This is a genomic window from Nocardioides yefusunii (genome assembly GCF_004014875.1).
Taxonomy (GTDB): domain Bacteria; phylum Actinomycetota; class Actinomycetes; order Propionibacteriales; family Nocardioidaceae; genus Nocardioides; species Nocardioides yefusunii.
This window is the reverse complement of sequence record NZ_CP034929.1, coordinates 2,968,731-2,991,446: the sequence shown is the minus strand read 5'-3', so window position 1 is coordinate 2,991,446 and position 22,716 is coordinate 2,968,731. Positions and strand designations below refer to the sequence as shown.

Sequence of the window (22,716 nt, the reverse complement as noted above, 5' to 3'; positions counted from 1 at the left end):
GAGCACTCCGCGTGAGTGCTGCACCACGAGCGCAGGGCTCGTCGCCGCACCTCGGCGACGGGCCCTGATCCACTCCCCACAAGCCCCCGTTGGGGCCGCCCTCCGGCCGCTGAAGTGAGTGCGGAGTCACGGGGGAGTCCTCGCCGACTCCTGTGTGACGACGACCCTGTTCGCTGACAGCGGATGGAGATGGGTCGTTCAGGCGGGAACACGTAGGCTTGGCTGATAGTTGGAAGAGGCGTCCACCCGGATGCACCCACGACCACCGCACTGGCAGGGTGGGAGCAGAGGCGGACGAGATCCACCTGTGCACGGACAAGAATCGAGGCGCACATGTTCGAGCGGTTCACCGACCGAGCCCGACGAGTTGTCGTGCTGGCCCAAGAAGAGGCCCGCATGCTCTCGCACAACTACATCGGGACCGAGCACATCCTGCTCGGCCTCATCCACGAGGGCGAAGGCGTCGCCGCCAAGGCGCTCGAGTCGCTCGACATCTCCCTCGAGGCCGTGCGCGCCCAGGTCGAGGAGATCATCGGTCAGGGCCAGCAGGCCCCGTCCGGCCACATCCCCTTCACCCCGCGCGCGAAGAAGGTGCTCGAGCTGTCCCTGCGCGAGGCGCTGCAGCTCGGCCACTCCTACATCGGCACCGAGCACATCCTGCTCGGCCTGATCCGCGAGGGCGAGGGCGTCGCCGCGCAGGTCCTGCAGAAGCTGGGCGCTGACCTCAACCGCGTCCGCCAGCAGGTCATCCAGCTGCTCTCCGGCTTCCAGGGCAAGGAGGCGGCCGGTGCCGCCGCCGGCGCGAGCTCCACCGCTGCCGCGGAGACCCCGTCGTCGTCGCTCGTCCTCGACCAGTTCGGTCGCAACCTCACGCAGGCTGCCCGCGAGGGCAAGCTCGACCCGGTCATCGGGCGTGAGAAGGAGATCGAGCGCGTGATGCAGGTGCTCTCGCGCCGCACCAAGAACAACCCCGTTCTCATCGGTGAGCCCGGCGTCGGCAAGACCACCGTCGTCGAGGGTCTCGCGCAGGACATCGTCAAGGGCAACGTCCCCGACACCCTGCACGACAAGCAGATCTACACCCTCGACCTCGGTTCGCTGGTCGCTGGTTCCCGCTACCGCGGTGACTTCGAGGAGCGCCTCAAGAAGGTGCTCAAGGAGATCAAGACCCGCGGCGACATCGTCCTGTTCATCGACGAGATCCACACCCTCGTCGGTGCGGGTGCCGCCGAGGGTGCGATCGACGCCGCCAGCATCCTCAAGCCGATGCTGGCCCGCGGTGAGCTGCAGACCATCGGTGCCACCACCCTGGACGAGTACCGCAAGCACCTCGAGAAGGACGCCGCTCTCGAGCGTCGTTTCCAGCCGATCCAGGTGGCTGAGCCCTCCATCGCCAACACGATCGAGATGCTCAAGGGCCTGCGTGACCGCTACGAGGCGCACCACCGCGTCACCATCACCGACGAGGCCTTGGTCTCGGCGGCGACGCTGGCCGACCGCTACATCTCCGACCGCTTCCTCCCGGACAAGGCGATCGACCTGATCGACGAGGCCGGTTCGCGTCTGCGCATCCGTCGTATGACTGCTCCCGCCGACCTGCGCGAGTTCGACGACAAGATCGCCGAGGTGCGGGTCCGCAAGGAAGCCGCCATCGACGGTCAGGACTTCGAGGCCGCCGCGCGTCTGCGTGACGAGGAGAAGCAGCTCACCGCCGCCAAGGCCGAGCGTGAGAAGCAGTGGCGCTCCAACGACCTCGACGAGATCGCCGAGGTCGACGAGGAGCTCATCGCCGAGGTGCTGGCCGTCGCGACCGGCATCCCGATTGTGAAGCTCTCGGAGGAGGAGTCCACCCGTCTGCTCAAGATGGAGGACGAGCTCCACAAGCGCGTCATCGGTCAGGACGAGGCCGTCAAGGCGCTCTCCCGTGCGATCCGTCGTACCCGTGCCGGTCTGAAGGACCCCAAGCGCCCCGGCGGTTCGTTCATCTTCGCCGGTCCGTCCGGTGTCGGTAAGACCTGGCTGTCCAAGACGCTCGCCGAGTTCCTCTTCGGCGACGAGGACTCCCTGATCCAGCTCGACATGTCGGAGTTCTCCGAGAAGCACACCGTCTCGCGCCTCTTCGGTTCGCCCCCCGGCTACGTGGGGTACGAGGAGGGCGGCCAGCTCACCGAGAAGGTGCGCCGCAAGCCGTTCTCCGTCGTCCTCTTCGACGAGGTCGAGAAGGCCCACCCGGACATCTTCAACTCGCTGCTGCAGATCCTCGAGGAAGGTCGCCTGACCGACTCGCAGGGCCGCGTCGTCGACTTCAAGAACACCGTCATCATCATGACGACGAACCTTGGCTCGCGCGACATCAGCAAGGGCATGAGCCTGGGCTTCGGCAACACCGGAGACTCCCAGTCCACCTACGAGAAGATGAAGAACAAGGTCGCCGAGGAGCTCAAGCAGCACTTCCGCCCCGAGTTCCTCAACCGTGTCGACGAGACGATCGTCTTCCCGCCGCTGACGCAGGAGCAGATCGTCGCGATGGTCGACAACATGATCGCGTCGGTCGACAAGCGTCTCCGCGACCGCGACATGACGATCGAGGTCACCGACCGCGCCAAGGCCGTCCTGGCCCAGCGTGGCTTCGACCCGGTCCTGGGTGCCCGCCCGCTGCGCCGCACGGTCCAGCGCGAGATCGAGGACGTCCTGGCCGAGAAGATGCTCTACGGCGAGGTCGGCCCCGGCCAGATCGTGCTCGTGGACATCGACGGCGAGGGCAAGGACGCGAAGTTCACCTTCCTCGGCCAGAAGAACTCCGTCATCCCCGACGTCCCGCCGCTCGAGGTGGCCGACGTCGTCGACGCTCCGGAGTTCCCCTCGCTCGAGAAGAACGACGAGTCCGGCGACGAGGCCTGAGCCTCACCTGACTCCACACCGAAGGCCCGGTCCCCGCGAGGGGACCGGGCCTTCGGCCGTTCCTGGGCTCTCACCCCGTTCAGGACCCCGCGGACGTCATAGGAATCGTGGGCCGTAGGCCCCGATTCCTATGACGTCCGGGAGAAGAACACCTCAGGGGAGGGCGTAGGTCTCGTCGCCGGCGCGGACCATCAGCCCGTCGGCCAGGAGCGAGTCGATGCAACGTTCGCGTTGGTCGGTGCGTTCCCACGCCGTGACCAGGCTGGTGACGTGCACGGGACCCTCGGAGCCGCGCAGCACGGCCATCAGCCGTCCACGGCACTGTCGGTCGGTGCCGTCCCAGGCCTGTCCCTTGCGCGGCGGTCCGTCGTAGGCCGGGCGGCCTGCCGTCAGCCAGGCGCACTCCTGGGCGATCGGGCACTCGCCGCAACGGGCCTCCTTCGCGGTGCACACCAGTGCACCCAGCTCCATCACCGCGACTGCCCAGGTGGCAGCGGTGGGGGCGTCGTCGGGCACGAGGTCACTGGCCAGGTCGCGTTCCGCGCGGGTGGGGGAGGTCGTCGGGAACTCGACGCCGCTGACGGCCCGGGCGAAGACGCGCCGCACGTTGGTGTCCAGGACGACGTGGCGGCGTCCGTAGGCGAAGGAGGCGATCGCGGCGGCGGTGTAGTCACCGACGCCGGGCAGGGCGAGCAGGTCGTCGTAGTCGGCCGGCACGACGTTGTCGTGCTGCTCGGCGATCGCGGTCGCGGCACCGTGCAGGCGCAGGGCTCGACGCGGGTAGCCCAGACGTCCCCACATCCGGACCGCCTCACCCGTGGACTCCGCGGCGAGGTCGGCGGGCGTGGGCCAGCGCTCCATCCACTGTTCCCAGACCGGGAGGACGCGCGCAACAGGAGTCTGCTGGAGCATGAACTCGCTGACCATCACCGACCAGGCGCTCGCCTCGGGGCGACGCCAAGGGAGGTCGCGTTGGTTCGCGTCGTACCAGGCCAGGACCGGGGCGTGCAGGGTGCTCATCGCCGTCGATGCTAACCGTGCGCACGGGCAGGACCGTTGTCGTGGAAGGTGCCCGATCGGCCCCCTCCGGACGATCTTTCGGGGTGGAGATCGTGTGACACCGGAGTGCCTGCGCGGCTTGGGCGGTGACGGTGACTAACGTGACCCCATGACTGCGCTGACCTCCCCCACGGGTCCGTTGCCGGCACGCGTCTACTGGGTGCGCCGCATGATGGTGTTCGGCACCCTGTTCCTCGTCGTCTTCGGGACAGCGAGGATCTTCGCGACCAGCGACGACTCTGACGCCAGCGACGTCGCGCAGGTCGCCCGGACGAGCGACCCGGCGACGCAGGCTGCTGGAGAGAAGGCAGCTGGAGAGAAGGCAGCTGGTGGGGGAGAGGCGCCCGCACCCAGCGGCGCCCCGGCGCCGAGCGACGGCACTCAGCCCGCCGCCTCCACCGTCGCAGGGACCACGCCGGCTTCGACGGAGCCGACCCCGACGCCCACCGAAACCCCCAAGCCGCTTCCGAGTGGTGAGTGCAAGCCGGCCGAGGTGAAGGTCGTGCCTGAGTCCCCGGCCCTGCGCACCACGTTGAAGGTGACGTTCGGCCTGACGCTCACCAGCACCACGGTGCCGGCGTGCACGTTCACGGTCTCGCCCGACACGGTCACGATGAAGATCGACTCCGGTCAGCGCAACCGTCCCGACGTCGTGTGGCAGTCGCAGTACTGCACCGATGCCATCCCCACCCAGGAGATCACGGTCTACAAGGACCACGAGACCACCGTCCCGGTCGTGTGGAGCGGTCGCCGTTCGGACAAGACCTGCTCCACCGACACCTCGTGGGCCAAGTCGGGCTGGTACCACGCGCAGGCAGCGACCTACGGTGGTGAGCCGTCCGACATCCAGTTCGAGCTGACCCGCCTGCAGCCGGTCACCGTGACGCACACGGTCACGCCGAAGCCCCAGCCCTCGCCGTCCTCACCGACCGCCTCGGAGGCCGGCGAAGGCGCCGTGGAGCCTGCTGACCGCTGACCTGCTGCGTCGTCAGGGAGCCGGTGGCTCAGACGTAGCGTTCGAGGATGCTCGACTCGGCCAGACGCGAGAGGCCTTCGCGGACCGAGCGGGCACGGAGTTCACCGACGCCGTCGACGGCCTGGAGGTCGTCGATGCCGGCCGACAGGAGCTGCTGCAGGCCACCGAAGTGCTCGACGAGACGGTCCACGACCGTGCCGGGCAGACGCGGGACCTTGGCGAGCAGACGGTAGCCGCGCGGGGCCACGGCACCGTCGAGGTGGTCGGCGGCACCCATGCCGAGCGCCTTGGCCACGGCGGCGGGGTCGACGAGCTCGGTCGCGGAGAGCGCCCCGAGGGAGCTGAGGACGTCCGCGGGCTCCTTGGCCTTCTTGCCGGTGGGGAGGTAGTCGCGGATGACGAGTTCACGGTCGGCGTCGACGCCGGTCACGAGCTCCTCCAACTGCAGCGACAGCAGACGACCCTCGGTGCCGAGTTCGAGCACGTAGTCCTCGATCTCCGCGCCGATCCGGGTCACCATCTCGAGGCGCTGGACCACGACGGCGACGTCGCGCACGGTGACGAGGTCCTCGATCTCGAGGGCGGACAGCGTGGAGGCCACCTCGTCGAGACGCATCTTGTAGCGCTCGAGGGTGGCGAGGGCCTGGTTGGCGCGCGACAGGATCTGGCCGGAGTCCTCGAGCACGTAGCGGGTCTCACCGACGTAGACGGCAATGATCTGCATCGACTGGGACACCGAGATCACCGGGAAACCGGTCTGCTTGGCGACGCGGTCGGCGGTGCGGTGCCGGGTGCCGGTCTCCTCGGAGTGGATCGTGTGATCGGGCATCAGGTGAACGTTGGCGCGGTGGATGCGCGAGACGTCCTTGTCGATGACGATCGCGCCGTCCATCTTGGCGAGCTCACGCAGACCGGTGGCCGAGAACGGGACGTCGAGGGTGAAACCACCCGTGGAGATGGACTCGACGAGCTTGTCGTAGCCGAACACGATCAGTGCACCGGTACGGCCACGCAGGATGCGGTCGAGGCCGTCTCGGAGGGAGGTACCCGGGGCGATCGAGGCGAGCGTTGCTCGCAGTCGCAGACTCTCTTCGCTGCGCTCGATGTTGACCACGCGGATCCTCCCGTTCTGGGCGTTGCGCCCACCTGCTGTCGCGCTGTCGTCGTGCCAGGGACACGAGTCGGCGCGCACGCGTCAACACGCCATCCTCAGTGTAGGGGAGAAAGGCGACTCACTGCTGGCGGGTCAGGCGCAGCAACGTCAGAGCGTGCAACACGTTGGCGACGTCGAGGACCTGCATCCCGTCGACGGTCCACGACTCAGGGCGTCGGGGCCCGTTCTGGCGTCCGCGTTCGGTGGGGACGACCGCGACCTTGAAGCCCAGACGGGCGGCCTCGGCGACGCGTTGGGGGAGGTCCCGGACACGGCGCAGTTCGCCGGCCAGACCGATCTCCCCCATCGCGACGACGCCCATCGGTGCGGCGATGTTGAAGCAGGCTCCGGCCACCGCGACCGCGACGGCGAGGTCGCTGGCGGGCTCCACGAGCTTGGCGCCGCCGACGGTGGAGACGAAGACGTCGTGCTGGTGCAGGCGAATGCCGCAGTGCTGCTGGAGCACCGCCAGGACCATCGAGAGACGTGAGGAGTCGATGCCCGAGGTGGTGCGACGGGGACGCTCGGAGGTGGTGGGGGTGACGAGCGCCTGCACCTCGGCGAGCATCGGTCGTCGGCCTTCCATCGTCACCGCGACGCAGGTGCCGGGAACCTGGACGGAGTGGTGCTCGACGAAGAGGCCGGTGGGGTCGGAGACGGCGGTGATGCCGGCCGCGCCGAGGTCGAAGCAGCCGACCTCGTCGATCGGGCCGAAGCGGTTCTTCATGGCTCGGACCATGCGGAAACGGGAGTTGCGGTCGCCCTCGAAGTGCAGGACGACGTCGACCAGGTGCTCCAGGACGCGCGGCCCCGCGATCGAGCCCTCCTTGGTGACGTGGCCGACCAGCACGGTGGTGATGTTGCGGGTCTTGGCGGTGCGCACCAGTGCGGCGGCGACCTCCTTGACCTGGCTGACGCCGCCGGGGACACCCTCGGTGCCGGAGGCGTTGATGGTCTGCACGGAGTCGACCACCAGCAGGGTGGGCCGTACCGCCTCGATGTGGCTCAGGAGCGCGCCGAGATCGGTCTCTGCGGCGAGGTAGAGCTCGTCGTGGACGGAGTGGGTGCGGTCGGCGCGCAGCCGCACCTGGGAGGCCGACTCCTCGCCCGTGACGTAGAGGACGCGCTCGCGCTGCTGGGCGGTCTTGGCGGCCACCTCGAGCAGCAAGGTCGACTTGCCGACGCCGGGCTCGCCGGCCAACAGGATCGCGGCGCCGGGGACCAAGCCGCCGCCCAGGACGCGGTCGAGCTCGGGCACGCCGCTGGTGCGGAACTCGGAGTCCTTGACCGAGACCTGACCGATCGGGACGGCAGGCGTCGTCACCGGGGCGGCAGGGGTGCGTCCGGCAGGCGCGTTGGCAGCCTCGGCCACCGACCCCCAGGCCTGGCACTCGCCACAGCGACCGACCCACTTGGCCGTCTCCCAACCGCACTCGGAACAGCGGTAGACGGCGCGCACCCGGGCTTTGCTCATGGGAGCACGCTAGGCGACGGCACCGACACCTTCGTGGCCAGCGGTGTGGTGGACGTGCTCAGAAGGACGCTCAGAAGTCCTTGGAGAAGAGGTTGACCGCGTAGTCCACGCGCAGGCCGTCGGGGGAGTCCCCGTGACGGGCGCGCCACTGCGCGAGCACGGCGTCGGCGGTCGCGGGGTCGAACTCGATCCGCACGACGGCCTCGAGGTCCTCCCACGACTCGAAGCCCCAGTCCATGTCGACACTGCGACGCGTCCAGCCCTGGGCCGACCAGAACCGTTCGACCTCGTCGGCGTCGTAGCCGGCGTAGCCGCGACGGAACCACTCGCCGAACGTCGAGCGGGTGGCGTCGTTGTCGATCACCATCGCGGTGCCACCGCGACGCACGACGCGGGCGAGTTCGGCCAGGCCGGGCTCTGCGCCGGGGCCGAAGAAGTAGGCCCACCGCACGTGCACGACGTCGACGGAGTCGTCGGGCAGCGGGATCGACTGGGCGGTGCCCTGCAGCACTGAGACGTGCGGGATCCGACGGGTGCGTCGGCGGGCCAGCCCGACCAGTGGCGGGTGCGGCTCGATGCCGATCACCTGCGCGGCCTCCTCGGCGAAGAACGGCAGGTGGAAGCCGGAGCCGCAGCCCAGGTCGAGGACGGTGCGTCCCCGCCAGGAGGCGGTCTCGCGCAGGGCTGCTTCGAGACGGCCGTCAGGGTCGACGGCCCGGTTCTCCACCTCGTAGGTGGAGGTGTGGTGCCAGATGTTCGGGCTCGGGCGCACCCCGGCAGGCGCGGTGGCCCGAAAACCCGTCATCGTGGAACCTGTGCGACGCAGTGCGTCAGATGCGGACGAGGCCGTTGCGCGTGTGGAACTGCGCAGCCATCAGGCCGGGGGTGCCGTTGGGGGCGATCCAGTTGACCGAGACGTCCTTGAGCGGGCGGTCGACGGGCTCGCCGAGCCAGTCGGAGACACGCTGCGGGTCGCCGGCGATGTCCAGGGCGGTGAGCGCGATGGAGCCGTCGCCACCGGTGGAGGGGTGCAGGTCGAGTCCGGTCTCCCAGTGCACGAAGAACGGCAGCTGGGCGTCGGCGATCAGGCCGTTGACGCCGATCTGCTTCCAGCGGAGCTCCTCGCCGTCGAAACGACGACGGTTGCCGGGGACTGCTTCGCGGCCGAGACGGGTCTCGACTGCTCCGAGGTCCTTGACCGCGACGACCCAGCCGAGCCAACCGCCACCGAGCGCGGAGCGCTGGCGCACTGCCTGACCGAACGGGGCCTTGTCGGAGGCCGGGTGGTCGAGGACCTCCACGACTTCCAGGTAGACCGTGTTCGCCAGGGCGAGGGTCATGTTGCGGGTTCCGAAACGGGGGTGGACGCCACCGTCGACGAATTCTCCGCCGAGAAGTTCGCCAATGCGAGCTGCAGTGGCGGCGAGTCCGTCGGGGCCGGCGGCGTAGGAGAGGTGGTCCAGGCGCATGCCAAGCATTGAACCCACCCGGCTGCGGGCATGCAACGTCGGGGTCGATCTCTCTTGATGTCGAGGTTCTCCGCGTCAAGAGGTCGTGGGTGATCGTGACCATGATTTCACGCACAGTGGAACGCTGTCTCAGTTTGTACCGAAAAATCCCAGTGCGTGCTCATCGCCGCAGGTCAGGGCGGAAATGTTCCCATCTGGAAGGTCAGTGGCGCGAGGCAGGATGGATCGCAAGGAGCGACCGTGAACGCAGGCGGTCGTCACACAGGCGAACCAGCTCTGCGTACGCCTCGGCGCCCATCAGCTCGGTCAATTCGTCCTCGTGGGTGACGTAGACCGGATCGGGTGCGACGTGCGCGTCGGTGTTGCCGGTGCAGTACCAGTCGAGGTCGTGGCCGCCCGGTCCCCAGCCCGAACGCTCGTACTCGCCGATCGAGATCTCCAGGTACGAGGTGTCGTCGCCGACCTCGACCGTCCGGTACGTCCGGCGGATCGGGAGCTGCCAGCACACGTCCGGCTTCGTCTCCAGGTGCTTGAGTCCGAGGTCGAGCGCGAGCCCGTGCAACGCACACCCCGCACGGTCGCCGAACGACGGCCGGTTGGAGAAGACGCACGCCGGCTGACCCTCGAAGTCGGAGACGGCGGTCTTGCGGTCGCCGTCGTCGTCGATCTCGACCCAGTCCTCGACGCGGACCTCGCGGCCCGGGTGCTGCTGCCACGTCTGCGGCGTCAACTGCGCCACGAACCCGGCGACGCGTTCCTCGTCCTCGTCGTCGGAGAAGTGCGCGCCCAGCGTGCAGCAGCCCACGTCGGGGGAGGTGTCGTAGATGCCTGCGCACCCCGAACCGAAGATGCAGGTCCAGGATGACGTCAGCCACGTCAGGTCGCAGCGGAACATCTGCTCGGAGTCGGCGGGGTCGCGGAACTCGACCCAGACACGGGGGAACACGGGGTCGACTTCAGGCACCCCCACATCGTAGGTCGCGGAGGCTCGGCGGCAGGTAGCGTGGCGGCATGCGTCTGGGAGTCCTCGACATCGGCTCGAACACCGGTCACCTGCTCGTGGTCGACGCCCGGGGCGGCGCCGCGCCGCTGCCCGCCGCCTCCTACAAGGAGCCGTTGCGTCTGGCCGAACACATCGAGGACGGCCACGTCACCCGCGTCGGGATCGAGGCGCTCACCGAGTTCACCCGGCACGCGATGCGGTTCGCCGTCGAACGCGGTTGCGTGGAGACGATGGCGTTCGCGACCTCCGCGGTGCGCGAGGCCGACAACACCGACGAGGTGCTCGACGCCGTGCAGGCCGAGACCGGGACCCGTATCCACGTCCTGTCAGGTGAGGACGAGGCCCGGCTGACGTTCCTCGCGGTGCGGCGCTGGTTCGGCTGGTCGGCCGGACGTCTGGCCGTCTTCGACATAGGCGGCGGCTCCCTGGAGATCGCCGGTGGGCCGGACGAGTCGCCCGACGTCGCGTGGTCGGTGCCACTGGGAGCCGCACGGCTGGCACGACGGTGGTCGACGTGGGACCTCACCGCCGACCGTGTCGAGGACCTGCGTCTGCAGTTGCGGGCTGAACTGGCGAGAGATGCCGGGGACCTGCTGCGAGGCGGACGCCCCGACCGGGCTGCCGCCACCTCCAAGACGTTCCGCACCCTGGCCCGGATCTGTGGGGCGGCACCGTCGTCGGAAGGCTCGCTGGTGCCCCGGGTGCTGCGCCGCGACGACCTGCGAGCCTGGGTGCCACGACTCGTGGCGATGCCGCCCGAAGAACTCCCCAGCCTCCCCGGCGTCTCGACCGGACGCAGCCACCAGGTGGTGCCGGGTGCGTTGGTCGCCGAGGCCGTCATGGACGTCTTCGACGTCGAAGAACTGGAGATCTGCCCGTGGGCGCTGCGCGAAGGCGTCATCCTCGAGCGGTTCGACCAGATCTCGGTGCTGGACTGACGCTGCCCCGCGGGTGAGGGTGGTGGGTACGACGACGAAAGGGATGTGAGTGGCGCTCGGAGTGGGACTGTCCACCATCTCGGTGTTCCCCGAATCGACCGCAGCCGGATTCGGGTACGCCGCCGAGCTCGGCTACGACTCCGTCGAGGTGATGGTAGGGATGGACCGCCTCGCCCAGCAGGCCTCTGCCCTGGCCCAGCTCGTCGATCACCACCAGATGCCGGTCAGCGCGGTGCATGCCCCGTGCCTGCTGTGGACCCAACGCGTCTGGGGCACCGAACCGTGGGGCAAGCTCGAACGCTCCGCGAAGCTCGCCCAGGTGTTGGGGGCGCCCAGTGTCGTCGTGCACCCGCCGTTCCGGTGGCAGAAGGAGTACGCCGCCGGGTTCGCCGGCGGGATCGCACGGCTGGAGGACGAGACCGGCATCGACTTCTGCGTCGAGAACATGTACCCGTGGCGGGCGACCGCCCGCGGCCGTGACCTGCGCGGGATGGAGATGTACCTGCCGCACTGGGACACCTCACTCGGGCCGTACGCCCACACCACGATCGACGTCTCCCATGCCGCGATCGCCGGTGACGACGTGATCGCGATGGCGGAACGGATGGGGTCGAGGTTGCAGCACATCCACCTGACCGACGGGACCGGCAGCGCCAAGGACGAACACCTCGTGCCGGGCCGGGGGCACATGCAGGTCGACGCGTTCCTGCGGCACCTCGTGGCGACCGGTTTCGACGGGAACGTGGTCGTGGAGATCACCACGCGCAAGGCCGACTCCCGTGAGGAGCGGCTGGCTGACCTGCGTGAGTCGCTGGAGTTCGCCCGCGAGCACCTGGGGCTCGTGCGGACCTGAACGCAGACCGTAGCCAAACATGCAAAGGTCCGTCAGAACGGCCCTGGAAGGCGCTGAACAGCACCTTTGCATGTTTGGTTACGCAGGTCAGCGGGTGAGGTGGATGACGGCTTCGTGGACGTCGAGGTTGAGTGCGTTGCCGGTGACGGTGTGGGTGGTGGGGATGGTCTGCCATGCGCCGTCGGCGAGTTTCCAGCGTCCGGTGTAGGTGACGTCGACGCGTGGGTTGAGGTTCTGCCCTGCGTGTGGGTAGGCGTGGCTGATGGTGCCGTCGGTTCCGGGGTGGGTGGTGGTGTCGGTGGTGTTGTCGCCCCAGTGCCAGGTCCATGACTTCGGGGTGGCTTCGATGGTGACGGCTTGTCCGAGGAGGGTGAAGTCCTTGGTGATGGGGCCGGGGTTCACCGTGGTTGCGGTGGTGGTTTTGTTGACGAGGGTGAGGCCGTGGGAGGGGTCGAGGGTGAGTTCAGCGCCAGGCCAGGAGTACGAGCGGAAAGCCTCGGCAGCCTCCGATTCTGTCGGGCCACCTTCAGGGGGATCGGTGCCAAGGCCACATTGGGGCACGCTTGCCAGTTCGCGGTCCCGGGGATCTTCGGAGTGAATCGTTAGTCGCAGGTAGAAGGTGTTGGGGTTTCCTTCGCTGTCTGTGCATGCGGATCCCGCAGAACACTCGACGTGTATGAAGAAGCCGCCCGTTCGCTGAGCGCAAGCGGGAACCAAGGAAACCTTCGGGTATTCGCGGGGCTGGCCGTTAGGCGCTGGCGCACGATCGGTGGCATCCCTGCTGGGCGTGGTGCATCTGGCGTGGGCACTGATCCACAGAGTTCCCTGCGAGCAGCGAGCCTGAGGCGTGGAGGGTGCGGGGTCAGCGCGCATGGAATCTGAAGGTTCGCTTGCAGAGGCAGGCCACGCGTAAGCCATGGCGACGGCGGACGAGGTCAGTGCTATCAGGGTGGTCTTTGCCGCCAGGGAAGGGACGCTCATGATGCACTTCCCTGCAACAAGAAATTGCGTACGAGAAGTCGCCCCTCAACGCGCTTGAGTTGAACAGCTATGCCTTGGGTTCCCCCGTCGAATTCCGTCGGTTCGGACCCTGATTCTTCATACAGAGTCCACCGAGGTGACGAGATCTGGAGCATGTGCCATCGCTCTTCCTCCAGCGAGAAAGGGACGACGGAGTCGACGGTCAATTCCACGCCTTGAGCTCGCCCTCCTGCGGAGTAGGTCTCGGCGACTCTGTTGGCCCAGGCGATGCACGGCTGGCAGTCGCCGGTGGTCAATGCCAGGTACTGCGTGGAGTCTCCAGTGTTCTGCATGCGTGAATCTGCCTTGACCCACTTACGTATCGCCTTTTCCGGTGTGTCGCTCGGAAGGGATTCGCCGGCTGTCGCAGTCGCACTGGGCGTCGGGGTGGTGGAGGGCGCAGGCGGTTCAGTTTTCGGCTCAGCCTCTGCGCTGCACGCTCCCAGCAGCGCGACAGCGCTGAGTGCTGCGATCAACCTCTTCATCCCCATGACCCCTCCCGAGTGCTCCCGGCGCCGAAGGTAGCGGTTCTGGACCGTGACGCGGCAGCGTGTCCGCGGTGCCTGTGGAGAGGCAGGTCAGCGGGTGAGGTGGATGACGGCTTCGTGGACGTCGAGGTTGAGTGCGTTGCCGGTGACGGTGTGGGTGGTGGGGATGGTCTGCCATGCGCCGTCGGCGAGTTTCCAGCGTCCGGTGTAGGTGACGTCGACGCGTGGGTTGAGGTTCTGCCCTGCGCGTGGGTAGGCGTGGCTGATGGTGCCGTCGGTTCCGGGGTGGGTGGTGGTTTCGGTGGTGTTGTCGCCCCAGTGCCAGGTCCATGACTTCGGGGTGGCTTCGATGGTGACGGCTTGTCCGAGGAGGGTGAAGTCCTTGGTGATGGGGCCGGGGTTCACCGTGGTTGCGGTGGTGGTTTTGTTGACGAGGGTGAGGCCGTGGGAGGGGTCGAGGGTGAGTGCGGCTTTGGGCCAGGAATGGTTCTCGAAGGCAAGCAGTGCTTCGCGGGGATCGAACTCATTGGGACCCTGCGGCATGCATGCGACTGTTCCTGCACGCCACGCTCCGTAGGAGCCGGTGGCCGCGTCGTAATCGCGGAAGTCCACGTAGTGCGGGCCCAAGATTCGACCGGGTGTGTGCAGGCAGTTCCTTGCACACTCTTGGAATTCTTGGTCGGAGAGTTCGTCAAAGTCGCACATCGGCCGGTACAGAGTCTGGGTGGGCTCGGGGATATTCCCCCGCGAGGGGGTTGCGCCTGGGAATCGCTTGGCTTGTCGCTCTCTGGCTTTCGTCTCAATCAAGTTGGGGTTTGAAAACTCGAGGTCTCGGGCTCTGTCGCTTGCGTGGGCGGCCGGGGCCACCAAGACGGTTGCTAGGGCACTGAGGCTGAGTGCGGCCTTGGGAATCGATCCGCGCATGTCACGAATCCATGGATGCGAGAAGCCACTCGTTGTCTTGGTGGGTAAGGAACAATGTGTATCTGACTCTGGAAACCCCCGTTGACTCAGTTCGGGGATCTTCGTCGCCGTAGAAGAGCACGGTCGGGGGAGTTTCCGAGAGGACGCTGAAAGCGCGAGCATTCTTGTCGAGGCCCTCAGTGGGAAGTTCCTTGCACTCGATGATTCGTTCGGGTCCGGTCTGAATCTCTCCGCCCGCGGCCCAGACTTCATCGATCACTTCGATGATGAGTTCACAGAATGAACAGGCCGGCGTGATCAAGGACTTAAGGCGTTCTGTGTTTCCTGTGGCCTGAGCGTTATCGAGCTCGTTGAACCAGGTCCGGATGGTGTTCTCCGGGGTATCAGTTCGCCGTGGTTCTTCTGTCTGCTGCGTCTCGCTGGGGGAGGGTGTCGGGTGTGGCGGGGCAACGTCTGTTTTCGGCTCAGCCTCTGCACTGCACGCCCCCAGCAGCGCGACAGCGCTGAGCGCTGCGACCAACCTCTTCATCCCCATGACCCCTCCCGAGTGCTCCCGGCGCCGAAGGTAGCGGTTCGGGACCGTCCCGCGGCAGCGTGTCCGCGGTGCCTGTGGACACCGCCGTCGTGGGGGAGGGGCACAATGACGCCATGACGAAGACGGTGCTGGTCGGTGCAGGTGCGATGGGTGAGGCGATCCTCGCTGGACTCCTGAAGTCGGGACGTCCTGCTGACTCCCTCGTCGTGGTGGAGAAGCGTGCCGAGCGTGCCGCTGAACTCGTCGCCGCGCACGGCGTCACCGTCTCCGACGACCTCGGCGTCGTTGCGGGTGCCGAGCAGGTCCTCCTGGCCGTCAAGCCGCAGGACATCTTCGCCGTCCTCGACGAGATCGCTCCGTCGCTGGCTGCCGGTCAGACCGTCATCTCGATCGCTGCGGGTGTCACCATCGCCTCCATCGAGGCCCGGGTCCCGGCCGGCGTCGCGGTCGTCCGCGTCATGCCGAACACTCCCGCACTGGTCTCCGAGGGCATCTCTGCGCTCTCCGGTGGCCTCGCTGCCACGGGCGCCCAGGTCGCAGCCGCCGAAGAGCTCATGAGCGCCTGCGGCACGGTCGTCGTCGTTCCCGAGAAGCAGATGGACGCCGTCACCGCGGTCTCCGGATCCGGCCCCGCCTACGTCTTCTACGTCATCGACGCGATGGTCGAGGCCGGCGTCCACCTCGGCCTGCCCCGCCCCACCGCGCACCAGCTCGCGGTCCAGACCGTTCTCGGTTCCGCCGTGATGGCCCGCGACACCGGCACCCACCCCGCAGTGCTGCGTGAGCAGGTCACCTCTCCGGCCGGCACCACCGCCGCCGCCCTGCGTCAGCTCGACGAGCGTGGCGTGCGCGCCGCGTTCCTGGCTGCGCTCGAGGCCTGCCGCGACCGTTCCGCGGAGCTTGCCGGGTCCTGAACCCCCGACGCCGCACGTGTGACCCCAATCACGCTTGCGGCGTTGTACCGTCGCGCGCATGCCTGCCTGCACCGGTCCGTCGACCGTCGTCCATGACGCCGCGGTCGCCGAGTACGACTTCGGACCCCAGCACCCGATGTCGCCGCTGCGGGTCGACCTCACGATGCGCCTCGCCGACCAGCTCGGCGTCCTTGCGCACGACGACGCCGACCCTGGCCTCAAGGTCGTCACCGCGCCGATGGCCAGCCTTGAACTCCTCGCCACGGTCCACTCGGAGTCGTTGATCGAGGCGGTCCAGCGGGTCAGCTTCACCGGTCGCGCCGACCTCGCCCACGGCATCGGCACCGAGGACAACCCCACCTTCCCTGCCATGCACCGCGCCTCCGCGCACGTCGTCGGGGCCACCGTCGAAGCCGCGCGTCAGGTCTGGGAGGGCGAGTCGCAGCACTCGGCCAGCATCATCGGCGGCCTCCACCACGCCATGCCCGACAAGGTCAGCGGCTTCTGCGTCTACAACGACGTCGCCGTAGCGATCCAGTGGCTCCTCGACCACGGCGCCGAACGCGTGGCCTACGTCGACGTCGACGCCCACCACGGGGACGGCGTCGAGAAGATCTTCTGGGACGACCCGCGCGTCCTCACGATCTCTCTGCACGAGACCGGTCAGATGCTGTTCCCGGGGACCGGCCACCCCGCCGACCTCGGCGGCCGCGACGCCGAGGGCAGCGCCGTCAACGTCGCGCTCCCGCCCGGGACCGCGGACGCCGGTTGGCTACGGGCCTTCCACGCCGTCGTCCCCGATCTCCTCAAGGAGTTCGACCCGCAGATCCTGGTCAGTCAGCACGGCTGCGACTCGCACATGTCTGACCCGTTGACCCACCTCATGCTCAGCGTCGACGGCCAGCGCGCCGCCCACGCCGCGGTGCACCAGCTCGCCCACGACCACGCAGGTGGCAAGTGGGTCGCCACCGGTGGAGGCGGCTACTCGATCGGCTCCGTCGTCCCGCGGACCTGGACACACCTGTTGGCCGAGGTCGCCGGACGCCCCATCGATCCCGAGACGCCCACGCCGCTCGAGTGGCGCGAGCACGTCGAGCGGCTCCTGGGGGAGACCGGCCCGTTCCTGATGACCGACGGACGCACGCCCGCGTACCGCGACTGGCGCGACGGCTACGACCCCGAGGCGTGGCTCGATCGCGCCATCAATGCGACCCGTACGGCGGCGTTCCCGCTGCACGGCATCGACCCCACGCCCTGACACGCAGCGGTCTGGACCGACCGGATCGAGTCGGATCATCGCTTTTGGGGCATTTCAACTTGCCACGCCGCAGGGTCATCCGATCGGGTTGTGCACCCCTTCCTCAGGCGTCACATCCGGACTATCGTCACAACACACGCCACACGTTTGTGTCGCCGGAGGGGAAGCCGGCGCCGTGGGCGAAGAAGGACGGTGTCAGCCGTGGTGAAGCCCGCCGACATGTCAAACGTCAAGTTCCTGACCATTGCCGAGGTCGCCTCGATGATGCGCGTCTCGAAGATGACGGTGTATCGCCTGGTGCACGGTGGAGAGCTGCCTGCCGTCCGTGTGGGACGCTCCTTCCGGGTCACGGAGACTGCGGTCGACGAGTACCTGCGCAAGAGCTACTTCAACGTGGGCTGAGGCCCACCCCTGTCCACTTCCGCGAGCCGGGTTTCGGTGACGCGGCCCCAGACGGTTACTCTGGTGGAGTTTCGATCGGGTCGTCCCTTCGGCCTGCAGCACGTTGAAAGGTTTCCCGTGGGATCTGTCATCAAGAAGCGCCGTAAGCGTATGGCGAAGAAGAAGCACCGCAAGCTGCTGAAGAAGACGCGCGTTCAGCGTCGCAAGCTCGGCAAGTAAGACTTCGCGGCTCATGGGGAGGGTCGTGCTGGTCACCGGGATTTCCCGGGACGTCGGGCGCCGTTTTGCGCGCCATGCCGCAGCCGACCCCTCCATTGACCGTGTCATAGGTGTGGACGTAGTCCCACCACGCGGTGACATAGGCGAGGTCTCTTTTGTCCGAGCCGACATCCGCAACCCCGTCATCGCGAAGGTCATCGCTCGTGAGAACGTCGACACCGTCGTTCACATGAGCGTGATCGCGACCCCCGGCAAGTCCGGTGGTCGCAACGCGATGAAGGAACTGAACGTCATCGGGACGATGCAGCTCCTGGCCGCCTGCCAGAAGTCGCCGTCGGTCAAGAACCTCGTGGTCAAGTCGACCACCACCGTCTACGGGGCCAGCAACCGCGACCCCGCGATGTTCACCGAGGAGATGGGCCCCCGCGATCTCCCTCGCTCCGGCTACGCCCTCGACGTCTACGAGATCGAAGGGTACGTCCGCGGCTTCGCCCGACGTCGTCCCGACGTCCGTGTGACGACGCTGCGCTGCGCCAACGTCATGGGCCCCCATGTGGTGAGCCCGTTGACCTCCTACTTCCGCATGCCGATCATCCCGATGGTCGCCGGGTTCGACCCGCGCATGCAGTTCCTGCACGAGGACGACCTCTACGACGTCCTGCGGCACGCCGCCACCCACGACGTGGAGGGCACCTTCAACGTCGCTGGTGAAGGCACCTTGCTGCTCAGCCAGGCGATTCGCCGGATGGGCAAGATCGGTGCGCCGGTGCCCAGCTTCGCGGTGGGCCGGTTCGCCTCCCTGCTGCGGTCGGCGAAGCTCTCTGACTTCTCGCCCGAACTGGTCTCCTTCCTCACCTACGGTCGCGGCGTCGACACCACCCGTACCCGCGACGTGCTGGGGTTCCAGCCGCGGCGCACCACCGCAGATACCTTCGACGACTTCCGCGACAGCACCACTGCGCACGCCACGGCGTCCCCGTCCTCGGACACCCCTGTACCACTGACGCCGTTGGGGGCAGGATCGCCACGTGGCTGACGCAGACGTGATCCCTTTCGACGCGGACGACCGTGCCCAGCAGACTGCACAGGAGTCCCCACCGAAGGCGAGCACGTCGTCGACCACGACCCGCGACCGTGGTGCCATCCCCGGCATCCCGATCTCTGACTGGAAGGCAGCGATCGAGAGCGGTGCCCGTGAAGTCCTGGGCTCCGACTGGGAGGGCAAGCTCGCCCACGCCCTGGCGTTCATGCGTCGTCGACTCGAAGGTGACTACACCGTCGACGAGTTCGGCTTCGACGCCGAACTGACCGAGCGACTGCTGCTGGCGATGCTGCGTCCGGTCGCGGAGAAGTGGTTCCGGATCGAGGTCCGAGGCCTGGAGAACATCCCCGCCGACGGCGGAGCCCTCGTGGTCTCCAACCACTCCGGCACGGTCCCGGTCGATGCCCTGATGACGATGTTCGAGGTGCACGACCGCACCGGCCGTTTCCTGCGCCCGCTCGGGGCCGACCTCGTCTTCCGGCTCCCGATGGTGGCGCCGATCGCCCGACGTCTCGGTGCGACGCTGGCCTGTCAGGCCGACGCCGAACGGATGCTCACCTCCGGCGAGCTCGTCGCCGTGTGGCCCGAAGGGTTCAAGGGGATCGGCAAGCCGTTCTCCGAGCGCTACAAGCTCCAGCGCTTCGGCCGCGGCGGCTTCGTCTCCGCCGCGCTGCGCACCGGTGTCCCGATCGTTCCACTCTCGGTGGTCGGTGCCGAGGAGATCTACCCGATCGTCGGCAACCTGCCGTCACTGGCTCGTCTGCTCAACATCCCCTACATCCCGATCACGCCGTTCTTCCCGCTGCTCGGCCCCCTCGGGATGGTGCCGCTGCCGTCGAAGTGGCTCCTGGAGTTCGGCGAGCCGATCCGGACCGATGCCTACGACGCGGTCGAAGCCGAGGACCCGATGCTGGTCTTCAACCTCACCGACCAGGTCCGCGAGACGATCCAGCAGACCCTCTTCACGCTGCTCCTCGAACGGGAGAGCGTCTTCAGGTAGAGCCGTGAGAGCGGCTGCCGGTGGCTCAGAACCGACGTCGCACCGCGGCGGCGCCCAGGACCGCACCGGCCACCGCGCCGCCGATCGCCGCAGCGAACAGTCCGGCACGCACGGCCTTGCGTCCGGTCCGGTAGTCGTGGATCCGCCACCCGTTGGCGCGTGCGTGCGCCCGTAGGGCTGCGTCGGGGTTGATCGCCACCGGGTCGCCGACCAGTGACAGCATCGGCAGGTCGTTGTAGGAGTCGGAGTACGCCGAGCAACGCGCCAGGTCCAGACCTTCTCGTTCGGCCAGCGCCAGCACTGCTTCGGCCTTCGCCGGACCGTGCAGCAGGTCGCCGACGAGCCGGCCGGTGTAGACGCCGTCGGCCCGTTCTGCGACCGTGCCCATCGCGCCGGTCAGGCCGAGGCGTCGAGCGATCGTCGAGGCGGTCTCCTGCGGAGCAGCCGTGACCAGCCAGACGCGTTGACCGTTGTCGAGGTGCATCTGAGCCATCGCGCGGGTGCCTGGCCAGATCCGGTGCGCCATCGCCTCGTCGAAGATCTCCTCGCCGAGTTCCTCCAGTTCGGCCACGGTGTGGCCCTTGATGAAGGCCAGCGCCGCGGACCGCGTCGAGGAGATGTGGTCGGGATTCTCCGAGCCGATGAACCGGAACCAGGCCTGTTTGTAGAGCATGTCGAGCAGGTCGGCGGTGGTGAAGAACTTGCGCCGGTAGAAGCCCTTGGCGAGGTGGTAGATGCTCGCGCCCTGCATGACGGTGTTGTCCACGTCGAAGAACGCGGCAGCGGTGCGGTCCTCGGGAACGTCGAGTGAGTTCTCCACCTCTGCCGACGCGGCGGCCGCCTCTCCGGCCAGCGTCGAGCGCCGCCTCAGGTTGCTGGGGCGGGAGTGAGCACGGGCGTTCTCCGGCGGGTTCACGGGGTCAGACTAGGGGAGCGGACCTGCGTTTTTGTGCCAGTATCACGAGCATGCCTGAACCCACCGACGTCGCTGACCTGGCCGCACTCGCTGCAACCCGGGCGCCCGACCGCCTGGCACTCGTCGAGGCAGGTGGACGCAGCCTCACCTTCGCCGCGCTGGATGAGCAGGTCTCGCGTTTCTCGACCGGTCTGGGCGGCCTCGGCGTCGTCGGCGGGCAGCGGGTGATGCTCGTCCTGGGCAACCGGATCGAGTTCGTCGTCGCACACCTGGGCGCGCTGCGTGCCCACGCCGTCTCGGTGCCGGTGGACCCCCGCACCGGCGTCCCCGACCTGGCCTGGATGATCGCCGACTCCGGCGCCGCGCTCGTGGTCGCCGACGCGCACTCCGTCGCGACCGTGCGCGCGGCCGTCGCGCTGGTCCGCACCGTGGTGGGCGGTGGACACGTGGACGGTCTCGAGGACGTCGACCCCGCCGTCGTCGCGCGCGCCCGCGACCCCCGCATCCTCGTCGCGGGCACGGACCCCCGTGTCGAGGAGGGAGAGACGGCCTGGGCCGACGTCGTGGCCACCGACCCACGTCCGGTCCCGGCCTCGACCGACCCCGAACGGCTCGCTGCGCTGCTCTACACCGTCACGGCCGCGGGCCGACCCCGGGCCGCGATGCTCACCCACCGCGCCCTGCTCGCGAACCTGACCCAGTTCTCGCTGGTCCAACCGGCCACGATGCACGGCGACGACGTCGTCCTCGGTCTCCTGCCTCTGCACCACGTCTACGGACTCAACGCAGTCCTCGGGTCCGCCCTGTGGCACCGCGCCAAGGTGGTCCTCGTCGACCAGTTCCACCCCGAGACCACGCTCGACGTGATCGACGACGAGGCCGTCTCGGTGCTCCCGGTGGCGCCTCCGGTGATCCGGGCCTGGCTCGGGCACCCCGGGCTGCGTGAGCGTCTGGGGCCGGTGCGGCTGGTGCTGTCGGGTTCGGAGCTCCTGCCCGCCGACGTCGCTGCCGAGTTCGCTGCGCAGAGCGGTCTGCCCGTCCATCAGGGCTACGGACTGACCGAAGGGGCACCGGTGGTGACCACCACCCTGGGCGCCGCCGGTCACTCCGCAGCGGGAGACCCCGCGCCCGGCTCGTTCGGGGCGCCGCTTCCGGGGGTCGAGATCGGCATCGTCGACGACGCGACCGGTCGCCCGGCACGCGACGAGCCCGGGCGGCTCCGGATCCGGGGCGAGAACCTCTTCTCCGGTTACTGGCCCGACGGCACCGACGGCCCCGACGCCGACGGATGGTGGGACACCGGTGACGTCGGCTGGACCGACGAGAACGACGAACTGCACCTCGTGGACAGGGCACGCGACGTCATCGTCGTCTCCGGTTTCAACGTGTACCCCTCCGAGGTGGAGGAGGTCGTGGCGACTGCAGCGGGGGTCCGTGACTGTGCCGTGGTCGGTGCTGCTGATCCGACGTCGGGGCAGAGCGTGGTGGCCTACGTGGTCCTTGCTCCCAACTCGGAGGAGCTCGGGGTGCGGATCGCGATCACCGAGGTCGTGCGGGAGCAGCTCGCCCGGTTCAAGCAGCCCTCGCGGGTGGAGTTCGTGGACCGTCTGCCCACCACCGGATCGGGGCGTGTGGCGCGCGGACGTCTGCGTGGCATGGAACGTCGTCGTGCTGGTGGCCTCCTCGGCTGAGACGCCACGTCGTCGGCGCGGCGTCACGCTCGTCCGCGCGGCACAATGGGGGCATGACCGCGTCCTCGGAGGCCTCTGCCCGCGTCACTCTGTACGGCCGTCCCGGCTGCCACCTGTGCGACGACGCCCGTGCGGTGATCGCGCGGGTCTGCGCGGATCTGGGGGAGCAGTTCGTGGAGATCGACATCGACTCCGACGACGAGCTCTACGACCGCTTCGGGGAGGAGATCCCGGTCACCTTCGTCGACGGCAGGCAGCACGACTTCTGGCGGGTCGACGAGACGCGCCTGCGCACCGCTCTGCAGGCCTGAACACGCTCGCATCTCACGCATGTGGTCGCGCATACGTCTCCCGGGCGTTTCGTGATACCCCATCTTGGGTGCCGGTGGGTGGTGTGGTAGCCCCGCCCGGATGCGATTTGTACGGCGGTTCACAAACTCATAAAGTGACAGCGCCGCCTGACCCCAGCTCCGGACATACC

22 protein-coding genes are annotated in these 22,716 nt (G+C 68.2%); 12 read left to right on the top strand and 10 right to left on the bottom strand.

Features of this window, described 5'->3' with window-relative positions; all coding sequences use genetic code 11:
* The first annotated feature begins 333 nt into the window (after nucleotides 1-333).
* Complete coding sequence (locus EOV43_RS13775; protein WP_128221805.1) at nucleotides 334-2,901, top strand: ATP-dependent Clp protease ATP-binding subunit; 2,568 nt, start codon at nucleotides 334-336, stop codon at nucleotides 2,899-2,901.
* Nucleotides 2,902-3,054: 153 nt separating this feature from the next.
* Here the strand turns inward: EOV43_RS13775 and EOV43_RS13770 are convergent, their stop codons facing one another.
* Entirely contained in the window at nucleotides 3,055-3,921 is an 867-nt protein-coding gene (locus tag EOV43_RS13770; protein ID WP_128221804.1) for an HhH-GPD family protein, read from the bottom strand.
* A gap of 148 nt (nucleotides 3,922-4,069) precedes the next feature.
* On the opposite strand from EOV43_RS13770, the gene EOV43_RS13765 reads away from it, so the two are divergent.
* Complete coding sequence (locus EOV43_RS13765) at nucleotides 4,070-4,936, top strand: hypothetical protein (protein WP_128221803.1); 867 nt, start codon at nucleotides 4,070-4,072, stop codon at nucleotides 4,934-4,936.
* A 28-nt stretch (nucleotides 4,937-4,964) separates the two neighbouring features.
* On the opposite strand, the gene disA is transcribed toward EOV43_RS13765, so the two are convergent.
* The 5 genes from disA to EOV43_RS13740 form a co-directional block, all read right to left on the bottom strand.
* A complete protein-coding gene (gene disA, locus EOV43_RS13760; RefSeq protein WP_378528882.1) occupies nucleotides 4,965-6,050 on the bottom strand; it encodes a DNA integrity scanning diadenylate cyclase DisA in 1,086 nt (361 codons plus the stop codon).
* Between the two features lie 118 nt (nucleotides 6,051-6,168).
* Complete coding sequence (gene radA, locus EOV43_RS13755; protein ID WP_128221802.1) at nucleotides 6,169-7,563, bottom strand: DNA repair protein RadA; 1,395 nt, start codon at nucleotides 7,561-7,563, stop codon at nucleotides 6,169-6,171.
* 70 nt (nucleotides 7,564-7,633) lie between these two features.
* Nucleotides 7,634-8,368 carry a class I SAM-dependent methyltransferase gene (locus EOV43_RS13750; RefSeq protein ID WP_128221801.1) on the bottom strand — a complete coding sequence of 245 codons (735 nt, stop codon included), beginning with the start codon at nucleotides 8,366-8,368 and terminating at the stop codon, nucleotides 7,634-7,636.
* A gap of 25 nt (nucleotides 8,369-8,393) precedes the next feature.
* Nucleotides 8,394-9,032: a VOC family protein gene (locus tag EOV43_RS13745; protein WP_128221800.1), complete on the bottom strand. Its 639-nt coding sequence runs from the start codon at nucleotides 9,030-9,032 to the stop codon at nucleotides 8,394-8,396.
* A 202-nt stretch (nucleotides 9,033-9,234) separates the two neighbouring features.
* Nucleotides 9,235-9,996 carry a DUF3109 family protein gene (locus EOV43_RS13740; RefSeq protein WP_128221799.1) on the bottom strand — a complete coding sequence of 254 codons (762 nt, stop codon included), beginning with the start codon at nucleotides 9,994-9,996 and terminating at the stop codon, nucleotides 9,235-9,237.
* A gap of 47 nt (nucleotides 9,997-10,043) precedes the next feature.
* On the opposite strand from EOV43_RS13740, the gene EOV43_RS13735 reads away from it, so the two are divergent.
* Entirely contained in the window at nucleotides 10,044-10,973 is a 930-nt protein-coding gene (locus EOV43_RS13735) for a Ppx/GppA family phosphatase (protein WP_128221798.1), read from the top strand.
* A 61-nt stretch (nucleotides 10,974-11,034) separates the two neighbouring features.
* Nucleotides 11,035-11,826 carry a sugar phosphate isomerase/epimerase family protein gene (locus EOV43_RS13730; RefSeq protein ID WP_239022135.1) on the top strand — a complete coding sequence of 264 codons (792 nt, stop codon included), beginning with the start codon at nucleotides 11,035-11,037 and terminating at the stop codon, nucleotides 11,824-11,826.
* An 87-nt stretch (nucleotides 11,827-11,913) separates the two neighbouring features.
* Here the strand turns inward: EOV43_RS13730 and EOV43_RS13725 are convergent, their stop codons facing one another.
* The 3 genes from EOV43_RS13725 to EOV43_RS13715 all read right to left on the bottom strand — a co-directional run bounded on the left by EOV43_RS13725 (nucleotide 11,914) and on the right by EOV43_RS13715 (nucleotide 14,793).
* On the bottom strand, nucleotides 11,914-12,228 hold the full coding sequence (locus EOV43_RS13725; protein ID WP_128221796.1) for a hypothetical protein: 315 nt from the start codon (nucleotides 12,226-12,228) through the stop codon (nucleotides 11,914-11,916).
* Between the two features lie 1,196 nt (nucleotides 12,229-13,424).
* Nucleotides 13,425-13,877, bottom strand: coding sequence for a hypothetical protein (locus EOV43_RS13720; RefSeq protein WP_128221795.1), 453 nt, complete (start codon nucleotides 13,875-13,877; stop codon nucleotides 13,425-13,427).
* A 382-nt stretch (nucleotides 13,878-14,259) separates the two neighbouring features.
* Nucleotides 14,260-14,793, bottom strand: coding sequence for a DUF6318 family protein (locus tag EOV43_RS13715; RefSeq protein ID WP_128221794.1), 534 nt, complete (start codon nucleotides 14,791-14,793; stop codon nucleotides 14,260-14,262).
* Nucleotides 14,794-14,906: 113 nt separating this feature from the next.
* Here EOV43_RS13715 and proC point away from each other — a divergent pair, with 113 nt between their 5' ends.
* The 6 genes from proC to EOV43_RS13685 all read left to right on the top strand — a co-directional run bounded on the left by proC (nucleotide 14,907) and on the right by EOV43_RS13685 (nucleotide 19,628).
* A complete protein-coding gene (gene proC / locus EOV43_RS13710; RefSeq protein ID WP_128221793.1) occupies nucleotides 14,907-15,707 on the top strand; it encodes a pyrroline-5-carboxylate reductase in 801 nt (266 codons plus the stop codon).
* A gap of 58 nt (nucleotides 15,708-15,765) precedes the next feature.
* Complete coding sequence (locus tag EOV43_RS13705; protein ID WP_128221792.1) at nucleotides 15,766-16,965, top strand: acetoin utilization protein AcuC; 1,200 nt, start codon at nucleotides 15,766-15,768, stop codon at nucleotides 16,963-16,965.
* Nucleotides 16,966-17,184: 219 nt separating this feature from the next.
* Nucleotides 17,185-17,367, top strand: a complete 183-nt coding sequence (locus tag EOV43_RS13700; protein ID WP_128221791.1) for a helix-turn-helix domain-containing protein — start codon at nucleotides 17,185-17,187, stop codon at nucleotides 17,365-17,367.
* 117 nt (nucleotides 17,368-17,484) lie between these two features.
* Nucleotides 17,485-17,586, top strand: coding sequence for a 30S ribosomal protein bS22 (locus EOV43_RS13695; protein WP_008356322.1), 102 nt, complete (start codon nucleotides 17,485-17,487; stop codon nucleotides 17,584-17,586).
* A 13-nt stretch (nucleotides 17,587-17,599) separates the two neighbouring features.
* On the top strand, nucleotides 17,600-18,622 hold the full coding sequence (locus EOV43_RS13690; RefSeq protein WP_128221790.1) for an NAD-dependent epimerase/dehydratase family protein: 1,023 nt from the start codon (nucleotides 17,600-17,602) through the stop codon (nucleotides 18,620-18,622).
* Entirely contained in the window at nucleotides 18,615-19,628 is a 1,014-nt protein-coding gene (locus tag EOV43_RS13685; RefSeq protein ID WP_206611333.1) for a lysophospholipid acyltransferase family protein, read from the top strand. The genes EOV43_RS13690 and EOV43_RS13685 overlap by 8 nt, the downstream gene beginning before the upstream one ends.
* Nucleotides 19,629-19,653: 25 nt before the next feature.
* Here the strand turns inward: EOV43_RS13685 and EOV43_RS13680 are convergent, their stop codons facing one another.
* Nucleotides 19,654-20,544, bottom strand: coding sequence for an HAD family hydrolase (locus tag EOV43_RS13680; RefSeq protein WP_128221789.1), 891 nt, complete (start codon nucleotides 20,542-20,544; stop codon nucleotides 19,654-19,656).
* 50 nt (nucleotides 20,545-20,594) lie between these two features.
* Here EOV43_RS13680 and EOV43_RS13675 point away from each other — a divergent pair, with 50 nt between their 5' ends.
* Nucleotides 20,595-22,235 carry a class I adenylate-forming enzyme family protein gene (locus tag EOV43_RS13675; RefSeq protein WP_128221788.1) on the top strand — a complete coding sequence of 547 codons (1,641 nt, stop codon included), beginning with the start codon at nucleotides 20,595-20,597 and terminating at the stop codon, nucleotides 22,233-22,235.
* A gap of 53 nt (nucleotides 22,236-22,288) precedes the next feature.
* Nucleotides 22,289-22,546, top strand: a complete 258-nt coding sequence (locus EOV43_RS13670; RefSeq protein WP_128221787.1) for a glutaredoxin family protein — start codon at nucleotides 22,289-22,291, stop codon at nucleotides 22,544-22,546.
* The last annotated feature ends 170 nt before the right edge of the window (nucleotides 22,547-22,716 follow it).